11 protein-coding genes and 1 pseudogene are annotated in these 9,094 nt (G+C 40.4%); 3 read left to right on the top strand and 9 right to left on the bottom strand.

Translation table 11 applies throughout. The annotated features are described in order from the left end of the window. On the bottom strand, positions 1-587 hold a 587-nt coding region (locus AB5618_RS14600), incomplete at its 3' end, for a copper ion binding protein (protein ID WP_368366859.1). 59 nt (positions 588-646) lie between these two features. Beyond that, a complete protein-coding gene (locus AB5618_RS14595) occupies positions 647-1,006 on the bottom strand; it encodes a helix-turn-helix transcriptional regulator (protein ID WP_015512809.1) in 360 nt (119 codons plus the stop codon). Between the two features lie 387 nt (positions 1,007-1,393). Between AB5618_RS14595 and AB5618_RS14590 the strand changes: the two genes are divergently transcribed. Continuing rightward, complete coding sequence (locus tag AB5618_RS14590; protein WP_072522455.1) at positions 1,394-1,651, top strand: DUF6061 family protein; 258 nt, start codon at positions 1,394-1,396, stop codon at positions 1,649-1,651. A 179-nt stretch (positions 1,652-1,830) separates the two neighbouring features. On the opposite strand, the gene AB5618_RS14585 is transcribed toward AB5618_RS14590, so the two are convergent. Continuing rightward, on the bottom strand, positions 1,831-2,787 hold the full coding sequence (locus AB5618_RS14585) for a 2-hydroxyacid dehydrogenase (protein ID WP_148462638.1): 957 nt from the start codon (positions 2,785-2,787) through the stop codon (positions 1,831-1,833). 32 nt (positions 2,788-2,819) lie between these two features. Then, positions 2,820-4,163 carry an MATE family efflux transporter gene (locus tag AB5618_RS14580; RefSeq protein WP_117855163.1) on the bottom strand — a complete coding sequence of 448 codons (1,344 nt, stop codon included), beginning with the start codon at positions 4,161-4,163 and terminating at the stop codon, positions 2,820-2,822. A 208-nt stretch (positions 4,164-4,371) separates the two neighbouring features. Between AB5618_RS14580 and AB5618_RS14575 the strand changes: the two genes are divergently transcribed. Continuing rightward, positions 4,372-4,830: an Lrp/AsnC family transcriptional regulator gene (locus AB5618_RS14575; RefSeq protein ID WP_148462639.1), complete on the top strand. Its 459-nt coding sequence runs from the start codon at positions 4,372-4,374 to the stop codon at positions 4,828-4,830. Between the two features lie 79 nt (positions 4,831-4,909). On the opposite strand, the gene AB5618_RS14570 is transcribed toward AB5618_RS14575, so the two are convergent. Further along, positions 4,910-5,956: a Fic family protein gene (locus AB5618_RS14570; RefSeq protein WP_117855166.1), complete on the bottom strand. Its 1,047-nt coding sequence runs from the start codon at positions 5,954-5,956 to the stop codon at positions 4,910-4,912. Between the two features lie 182 nt (positions 5,957-6,138). Continuing rightward, positions 6,139-6,345: a hypothetical protein gene (locus tag AB5618_RS14565; protein ID WP_044929370.1), complete on the bottom strand. Its 207-nt coding sequence runs from the start codon at positions 6,343-6,345 to the stop codon at positions 6,139-6,141. A 40-nt stretch (positions 6,346-6,385) separates the two neighbouring features. Here AB5618_RS14565 and AB5618_RS14560 point away from each other — a divergent pair. Continuing rightward, positions 6,386-6,574 (top strand): annotated as a pseudogene (locus AB5618_RS14560) (hypothetical protein); the annotation flags it as partial. 117 nt (positions 6,575-6,691) lie between these two features. Here AB5618_RS14560 and AB5618_RS14555 read toward each other — a convergent pair. The 3 genes from AB5618_RS14555 to AB5618_RS14545 are packed head-to-tail and all read right to left on the bottom strand — an operon-like array spanning position 6,692 to position 9,078. Beyond that, positions 6,692-7,342 (bottom strand): HAD family hydrolase, encoded by a 651-nt coding sequence (locus AB5618_RS14555; RefSeq protein ID WP_004844981.1) that lies wholly within the window; start codon positions 7,340-7,342, stop codon positions 6,692-6,694. Positions 7,343-7,357: 15 nt separating this feature from the next. Continuing rightward, a complete protein-coding gene (gene ribE, locus AB5618_RS14550) occupies positions 7,358-7,831 on the bottom strand; it encodes a 6,7-dimethyl-8-ribityllumazine synthase (protein WP_004844980.1) in 474 nt (157 codons plus the stop codon). Between the two features lie 29 nt (positions 7,832-7,860). Continuing rightward, positions 7,861-9,078 (bottom strand): bifunctional 3,4-dihydroxy-2-butanone-4-phosphate synthase/GTP cyclohydrolase II, encoded by a 1,218-nt coding sequence (locus AB5618_RS14545; protein WP_055230843.1) that lies wholly within the window; start codon positions 9,076-9,078, stop codon positions 7,861-7,863. Positions 9,079-9,094 lie beyond the last annotated feature (16 nt).

Raw genomic sequence — 9,094 nt, 5'->3', positions numbered from 1 at the left:
GTCAGCGTCTGCTTCATCAAATTTACAACTGAGGATTGTACTCCATCCAATTCTCCGACTTCTTTTTCAATTTTTGCGGAGCAGTTCGGACAGTCCAAGCCCTTTAACAAATAACTCTTTGTAACGGGGATAATTGTTTCTTCCTGAACCTCCACACTCGGCTCATGGCTGTGGACAATCGTTTCAATCTGACTGGCTATTGTATTTGCGGCAACTGGAGCAACATTGATTGTCAGCGTCTGCTTCATCAAATTTACAACTGAGGATTGTACTCCATCCAATTCTCCGACTTCTTTTTCAATTTTTGCAGAACAATTCGGACAATCCAATCCTTTTAACGAATAACTCTTTGTAACATTCATAACGGTTTCTTCCTGAACTTCCACATCGGGCTCATGACTATGAACAATCGTTTCAATCTGACTGGCTATCGTATCTGCGGCTGTCTGAGTAACATTGATTGTAAGCGTCTGCTTCATCAGATTTACCACTGAGGATTGCACTCCATCCAACTCTCCGATTTCTTTTTCAATTTTTGCGGAACAATTTGGACAGTCCAACCCTTTTAATAGAAATATGCGTTTCATGATAATCTCCTTATAATTTGTTTAATTGTTCAATTACTCAACTATAATATTAAAAAATATTATTTCTGCCAAAGATGCTCAAATCCCTTGTCAATAATCTCTTTCACATGATCATCTGCCAGCGAGTAGTAAACTATCTGTGCTTCTTTACGGAATTTTACCAGATTCGCTAGGCGTAATGCCTTTAACTGATGCGAAATTGCAGATTTTGTTACCCCCAGTAGCACTGCAAGATCACATACACACATCTCACTCTGTTCTAGAGCGTGTAAGATTTGTACTCTAGTTCCATCTCCAAATAGCTTAAACAAAGAAGCCAACTGGATATAATCATCTTTTGGCTGCATCTTGGATTTCACATCATTCACAATATCCTCATGAATTACATCGCAATTACAAATATAAGACGTTTTTGACATATATTCACCTCCAAATAATAATAGTTGAACAATTACTCAACTATTATTATACTTATTTTTAAATTAATGTCAATAAGCTGATGTTAGTTCCCCATAAATTTTACAATTAAAACCAGCTCTTTATTCTTTTCTTAATCTTTTTTTCCCAGTATACCGTTTTGGCTTTCTTGTCACACTTCCTGTAAATTCCGATTGAGCTTTCCCTTATTGTTTCCCTTGTGTTATATCGTCCCGCCAGTGTTTACGAACTCTGATAAGGGAAAATACAAGACCAAGAAAATTATGTAAAACAGTATAACACAAAATAAAAGTGACATGGTGAACTGATTGAAATGCTTCTGATTTTTGTAGCAAATAATTGATTGAACGATAAGAAGATAAAATACGATGAGAACAATATTTGCAGAATATAATCCCGGACGAAACAGCATTGATGTTTATATCAGTGCAGGCTATATGCTTCGCATTGACTGCTGGAAAGCAGAAAAGAATTTGAGAACCACACCCGGATCAGATTGTGCATTAAACACACTTGCCATTGATGAACCACTAGAATATGCGAGACTGTATCTTGATGGAAATTTACAGATGTGGGGTAGATGCAGAAGATTCCTTGACATTATAGTAATGTTCAAAAAACGCTGAGAATAATTTCTTCTCAGCGTTTCTGACGACTATTCGGACTTATTTTTTCCAGTAATTCTATTGTTTATGTTATTCCTGCTATATTGGAAGAAGATATCAAAGCACTGATTTATTGATTGTAATTATATTTTTTTCACTCTGCAAACCCGGAAGTTATATCATCACTTTGCTGCCAGATACTATAGATCTGATACAACATTGATCGGATTTCCTTCCATAAACTGCTTTATATTATCCGCCAGAATAGAAACCAACCGCTGTCTTGTCTCAAGTCCTTTCCATCCCATATGTGGCGTCAAAAGGACTTGATCCATAGTATAAAGAGGGTTTGTTTCTTCAGGTGGTTCAGTTTCCTGAACATCAAGTCCGGCTCCTGCAATCATACCATTTTCTAATGCTTCTATAAGAGCAGCCTCATCAATAAGCGCACCTCTTGAAGTATTAATAATAAACGCTGATGGCTTCATAAGCGATAGAGTTTCTTTATTGATCATATGTTTTGTACTTTCTGTCAATGGACAGTGCATGGAAACATAATCACTATTCTTAAGCAGCTCCTCAAGCGATACATAGCAGATCCCCTTCTCATCCTCTTTCGGTGTCCTGGCATATACAAGTATGTTCATATCCAAAGCCTGTGCGATCTGGATAACTTTCCTGCCAATGTGTCCTGCACCTATAACACCAAGTGTTTTTCCATTTACCTCAACATGCGGAACCTGAAGATTTCTGGTAAAATTGTCATGATTTCCGCATGCCAGCATCTTCATCTGTACCTGCATTGCAGAACTCAGATTCAATATCATCATGATCGCAGTATGTGCCACACGTTCTGTGCTGTATGCCGGGATATTGCAGACTGTAATCCCCTTCTTTCGTGCTGCTTCAAGATCAATATTATTATATCCTGTACCTGCCTCGCAGATCAGTTTAACAGATTCCGGAAATTTCTGTATCATTTCTGCACTCACAGGCATCTCCTTTGTTACAATGATATCTGCACCCTGAATACGCTCTGACAGCTGCTGTTCTGTTGTATCATCATATACTGTAACATCAGAAGATAAAACGGAAAAATCCAGCTTCCCATCAAAATTCATTTTCTTTGCATTCAATACCACACATTTATCGTTCATACTATAAATTTCTCCTTTTAAATTACTTTAGGCTATCGAGATTGCACCTCTTTATCAGTCGGCCATGATCTCCGAAGAGCCACATAGGATATTAAAAAGTTTGCAAACCAACCTGCTGGTACAGCAAGCCAGACAAACACAATGCCAAAACGCGGTGCACAAATCAAAGCAACCGACAGACGGATCGCCAGATTCACCATATTTGCAATAAGGAACGGGCGCATGATTCCAAGACCACGAAGGACCCCATCGGTTGCCATTTTGATTCCCATAAAGATGAAGAAGTAACCGAGCCATCTCATATAACCCTCGGATACCTGATAAGCCAGGGCAGTTCCATCTTTACCAAGGAATAGTGAGGAAATCTGAGTATGCAATGTTTCAATGACTATAAAAGCAAGAACTGCAAAACATACATCTAACACCAGTGCAGCGTGATATCCTTTTTTGATCCGTTCAATTTTCTTTGCACCAAGATTCTGGGAAACATATGGGGAAACCGCATTGCCAATGGATACAAAAATCAATGAAAAAACATTCTCTACCCGCATCGTCGCCGCATAACCCGCAAGTGCCTGTGTACCGAAAGGATTTACAACAGCCTGTACGATCATCATACCGATGGACACTGTAGACTGCTGAAGAACCGAAGGTACAGCAATTTGAAGCATGGAATATAACTCCTGCCTGTCAAACCAGTCAAAGCGACTTTTATATCGACGCATCCGGCTAAGGAAAAGAAAAAGTGAAAACACCGCAGAAATCCCCTGTGCTATAAGAGTCGCAAGGGCTGCACCAAACACACCGAGACCAAGTCCTGCCACCATCCAAAGATCCATAAAAATATTTAAGATTGACGAGAATACCAGGAGCCCCAGTGGGATTTTTGATTCACCAATGGAAGTGAACATGTTGGAAAGAATGTTATACATAAACAGAAACGGAAAGCCCACAAAATAGACCCGCAGATATAACACTGCATCATTCAGTATATCGCCAGGGGTTTGTAATACTCTCATCATCGAGTGGGAAAAGCAAAAGCCAAAAACACCAAGGACTATGCTTAAAATTAAAAAGCTAAACAAGGACGTTGACACGATGGTCTTCATTTTTCCATACTCCCTGGCACCGAAATAGCGGCTCACGAGCACACCGGCACCGACACCTGCCCCCAGTGCCACACAAATGAAAACATTGGTCAGCGCTGCGCAGGCCCCGACAGCTGCAAGTGCAGAGGAGCCAACAAATTGGCCGACGATGATAGAGTCAGCCATATTGTATATTTGCTGAAAAAAACTGCCCAAAATCATTGGCATTGCAAAAACCGTCAACGCTTTAAGAGGCGTATCTGTGAGCAAATATTCATCTTTTGACATTATCATATTCCTCCAAAGCCTTTATAATTTCGCTTATTCTTTCCTTCACCAGAATCTATTCCATACATTCAAAACGCAAGTTTTAAATTACGTTATGAAACAATTATATGTAGCTACAGCTGCTAAGTCAAGCCCGCGTTTACTTTCAGCTAAATAAATGATATGATATTTAATATCCGGAGGATATTATTTTACAGGAGGGACACTTATGTACCTGAACGGTTTAGATGAACTGGATCAGAAAATCATCCAGTTGCTTATAGAAAATGCACGTATTTCTTACTCTGATATCGGTAAAGAAACCGGTATTTCCAGAGTGGCAGTAAAAGCCCGGATTCAGGCTCTGGAGAAACAAGGCATAATTGAAGAATATACAACTATAATAAACCCTCAAAAGATCAGCGGTGCTGTTTCATGCTATTTTGAAATCGAGATAAAACCAGACCATCTGTCGCAGGTGACAGATATATTACATAATAATGATACTGTCACGCAGATTTACCGTGTCACAGGAAGAGACAAGCTGCATGTACATGCCGTTGCTTCATCAAATGATGAAATGGAACACTTCCTGCACACAGTCATTGATACACTTCCCGGCGTTATCAGCTGCAGCTGCAATACGATCTTATCACGTATTAAAGATATTAAAGGATTACGGCTATAGAAGCCGACATAAAAGGCAATGATTTTTGCTAAGAAAATGCCGGTTTTGACTGGCAAATTTATAAGCTACTTTCATATTTTTAAACACGGACATAACCAGTAGATGGACCTGCACCAACTTTTGCGATATACCCACTCTTAACCAGATTCGTCAAAGTCCTTTCCACGGTAATTTTGCTTATATCAGGACAAAGCTCCATGATTTCTTTCTTTGTAATTTTGCCAACCTTGTTATCAATAACCGCTTTAATTCTATCAGGCTTAGAAAGACTCCGATGCTTCAAATACTCTACACGGCTTTCGAATTCATTGTATGCTTTCAACATGATACCCAGATAATATTTAACAAAAGGCTCATAGCTGTTTTCGCCCTCATGCCAGCCAGTAGAACTTGCTTGAAGGGCTTCATAATATGTTTCTTTTGTCTTTTCAATCAGCATTTCCATACTGACATATTTTCCAACGATGTATCCCGCCTTGTAAAAAAGCAGTAAAGTGAGCAAACGGCTCATCCTACCATTTCCGTCATTGAAAGGATGAATGCACAGAAAGTCCAGAATGAACATGGGAATCAAAACCAGTTTATCAATGCGGTCAGCTTCCCATGCTTCAAGGAAGCGAGCGCAAAGTTCTTCCATCGCTTCAGCAGTCTGAAATGCGGGAACTGGAATAAAACGTGCCTTCTGATGACCCTCGGCATCTGTTTCTGCAATTACATTATCGGAATTCTTATAACTTCCACCAGCAGATCCCTGTGAATAGGAGTACAGATCTCGATGTAACTGCAAAATAATGTTCGGTCTTGGGTTGATATATTCATAACCTTCGTAAATTGTGGAAAGTACTTCACGATAACCAGCAATTTCCTGCTCAGATCGGTTGCGGGGTTCTGCTTTTTGACTTACCAATTCTTCCAAACGCTTATCGCTTGTAAATATACCTTCGATTCGGTTGGATGCTCCCGTACTCTGAACCAATGCAACTTCTAAGAGTGTTTTCAATTCATCTACATTGGCTTCGAGAAATAATTCCTGTTTGCCTTTATGTTCATGAATGCTGCTAACCATCTGAACAATTTCAGGTGTTAACAATTTTTCAGGACTTACAATAAAATCAAAGTCTCTCATAGGAATCTCCTTCACTTCAGATTTATTTCCATCATTCTATCAACAAATGATGGAGATTTCAATAGATTTGATGGAGATAGAATATCCATATACACAATAAATATCCTCATTTCATCCATATATTATATCGTTTTATGGATTGTTTTTTCATTAAAATTACACTATTTTTTCACTATTTTTCATTACTTCATCGTTTTCGCCAACGAATTGAGCAACGCCCGCCTCTCTGGATTCAGATTCTTTTTCTCATAAAATGCTTCTTTAAAAAGCTCTGCATTTTTCCTTTGGTCATCATCCGGAATATGAGAGTACGCATCCGTAATCATATTGACCTGTGCATGGCCGGAATCACCCTGTACTGCTTTGATATCAGATAATGGTACACACAAGCACGGAAAACACTTTATGCAAAATCTTCCACAGTAAAATCTATAAATGATCCGCAAAGGCAAAGGAAACCGACAGTTTACCATGTTTGGAATTATGGCAGTTCTTTTAGGAAGTGGAGATGCATTCCATCTGGTTCCCCGTGCAGTAGCGCTTTGTACAACTGGACTTGAGAACTTTACTGTACAGATGGGGTTAGAAAAGTGGATTACCTCTATCACTATGACTATCCTAAAATCATCCCCGCCTCAGAATTTGCAACAAGTTGTTGCAAATTTTCTATATCCTTTTATTTTACAGAAGTACTTATTTTTAACTTTTTTCCTTCAGATTTTTATATTGCAAAAATCATATCACCATCTGCAGTATATCCTCTATATGTTCTGCATAATAATCAGCCCCATTCAGTTCCCCTTTCTCACCATATCCATACAGGCATCCTATAAAAGGGCTTTTGCAGGACCTGGCACATTCCAGATCCTGTCTCCTGTCTCCGACTACCAGATAAGGGCCACTATATTCCCGGATGATTTCCTGCACAATTTCTGTCTTTGGACGGAATCTGTATGATTCACAGTCATAAAAACGATCAAACCATCGTTCCATCCCAAATTCCTTCCAGTGTGCCTCACGATATGAAGCTTTACAGTTACTTAAGATCACAAGGTGATATCCCCGGTTCTTCAAAGCTGTTAGCATCTCCTCTGCTCCCGGATACCACACTGCCTTATGTTTCCTGATCTGTCTTACCATCAGATCTCCTACCATCCTGCTTGCCTGCTCTTTATAGCTCTGATCCAGTTCCGGCAAAAATGTATTCCACATCTCCTTACTGTTAAGTCCCAGCCAGCCGGCAATTTCCACCGAGCCTATCTCCCGTTCTTCGGTAACCTTCTGTTCTGTCAGCCACTGATAGGTTTCACGAAATGCCGGTTCATAGATTCCAAGGGTATGATGGATCGTTCCATCATAATCGAATATGATCGTTTTTGTCATCATTTATTTTCCTGTCTTTTAGAGCTGCTTCATCAGATTGACCATCTCAATCGCAGATAATGCACAATCATAGCCTTTATTTCCCGCTTTGCTTCCTGCACGCGCAATAGCCTGCTCGATATTTTCAGTCGTGATCACTCCGAATAAAACCGGGATTCCTGTTGCAAGTTCAACCTGTGCGATTCCCTTGGCAGATTCATTACACACCAGATCATAATGTGAAGTATCTCCACGGATGACAGCTCCAACGCAGATAATTGCATCATATTTTCCTGACTGTGCCATCTTCTGTGCTGTAATCGGAATCTCAAATGCTCCCGGTACCCATGCTGCAGTAATGTTCTCTTCTTCTACTCCATGTCTTACCAGTCCGTCGACTGCCCCTCCCAATAATTTATTCACAATAATTTCATTGAATCTCGCTGCCACGATACCAACCTTCATTCCCTCCGGTGCTACTACTTTTCCTTCTACTAAATTGATCTGTCTCATTTTTTCTTCCTCCTGATATTTGCTGTTTTTTATAAATTTATTTCTTTAAAAATATGACCCATCTTTTCCTGCTTCGTCTTCATATACTTCCGGTCATACTTTTGTGCCGGAATCTCCAGAGGTACTCTCTCATTGATCTTCAGTCCGAATTCGCCAAGTCCATAGACTTTATCCGGATTATTTGTCAGTAATCTTAATGATTTCACACCAAGGTCTGACAGTATCTGTGCCCCGACCCAGTACTCTCTGAGATCCGGTGCAAACCCTAACTTCACATTAGCCTCCACAGTATCGTATCCCTGCTCCTGAAGCGCATATGCTTTGATCTTATTGATCAGTCCGATTCCTCGGCCTTCTTGTCTCATATACAGAATAATTCCTCGGCCTTCTGCTTCTACCTGGCGCATCGCTGTCTGCAGCTGCAGGCCACAGTCACATCTGAGCGATCCGAATGCATCCCCTGTCAGACACTCCGAATGTACCCGGCAAAGCACATCCTCACCATCTCCCAGATCACCTTTTACCAGTGCCAGATGATGCTCTCCTGTAATATCATTGATATAACCATACATTTTAAAATCACCGTACTGCGTTGGGAGGTTTGCAACGGCTTCCTCCTTTACATGCTTTTCATGTATTCTTATATAATCCTGCAGATCACGGATCGTAATAAATGTAAGGTTATGCTCTTTTGCCATTTCCCATAGCTGTGATGTACGCATCATAGTTCCATCTTCTTTCATAACTTCACAGCACACGCCGCATTCTTTCAGTCCGGCAAGTCTCATAAGATCTGTTGTTGCCTCTGTATGGCCATTTCGTACCAAAACCCCGCCTTTTCTGGAAATAAGCGGAAACACATGTCCCGGTCTTCTGAAATCCTCCGGTTTTGACTGATCATCCACACACTTCATGATAGTATAGGAGCGCTCTTCCGCAGAGATACCTGTGGTTGTATCTGCGTGATCTACTGCCACGGTAAATGCTGTACTGTGATTGTCCGTGTTCTCCGCAACCATCGGCGGAAAGTTCAATCTCGCCGCAATTTCTGCACTCATCGGTGTACAGATAAGACCCTTTGCATAGGTCGCCATGAAATTAATATTTTCCCTGGTCGCAAACTCTGCCGCACATATCAGATCTCCCTCATTTTCTCTGTCCGGATCATCTGTGACCAGAACTATTTTTCCTTCCTTAAGATCCCTAAGTGCTTCTTCAATTGTGTTGTACTGATAATTTTGTGACATAGTGTATATCCTCCTG

Origin of the sequence: Ruminococcus sp. J1101004sp1_RTP21198st1_B9_RTP21198_201120, from assembly GCF_040924245.1 — a bacterium.
GTDB classification, from domain to species: domain Bacteria; phylum Bacillota; class Clostridia; order Lachnospirales; family Lachnospiraceae; genus Blautia_A; species Blautia_A faecis.
Note: the sequence above shows the minus strand (reverse complement) of the source record. Positions and strands in the feature narration are given on the sequence as shown.

Excerpts from the sequence above, each read along its gene's own strand:
- AB5618_RS14585 (WP_148462638.1), bottom strand. The coding sequence starts at position 2,787 with ATGAACGATAAATGTGTGGTATTGAATGCAAAGAAAATGAATTTTGAT.
- AB5618_RS14595 (WP_015512809.1), bottom strand. The coding sequence starts at position 1,006 with ATGTCAAAAACGTCTTATATTTGTAATTGCGATGTAATTCATGAGGAT.
- AB5618_RS14555 (WP_004844981.1), bottom strand. The coding sequence starts at position 7,342 with ATGATGACAAAAACGATCATATTCGATTATGATGGAACGATCCATCAT.
- ribE (WP_004844980.1), bottom strand. The coding sequence starts at position 7,831 with ATGAGACAGATCAATTTAGTAGAAGGAAAAGTAGTAGCACCGGAGGGA.
- AB5618_RS14545 (WP_055230843.1), bottom strand. The coding sequence starts at position 9,078 with ATGTCACAAAATTATCAGTACAACACAATTGAAGAAGCACTTAGGGAT.
- AB5618_RS14580 (WP_117855163.1), bottom strand. The coding sequence starts at position 4,163 with ATGTCAAAAGATGAATATTTGCTCACAGATACGCCTCTTAAAGCGTTG.
- AB5618_RS14575 (WP_148462639.1), top strand. The coding sequence starts at position 4,372 with ATGTACCTGAACGGTTTAGATGAACTGGATCAGAAAATCATCCAGTTG.
- AB5618_RS14570 (WP_117855166.1), bottom strand. The coding sequence starts at position 5,956 with ATGAGAGACTTTGATTTTATTGTAAGTCCTGAAAAATTGTTAACACCT.
- AB5618_RS14590 (WP_072522455.1), top strand. The coding sequence starts at position 1,394 with ATGAGAACAATATTTGCAGAATATAATCCCGGACGAAACAGCATTGAT.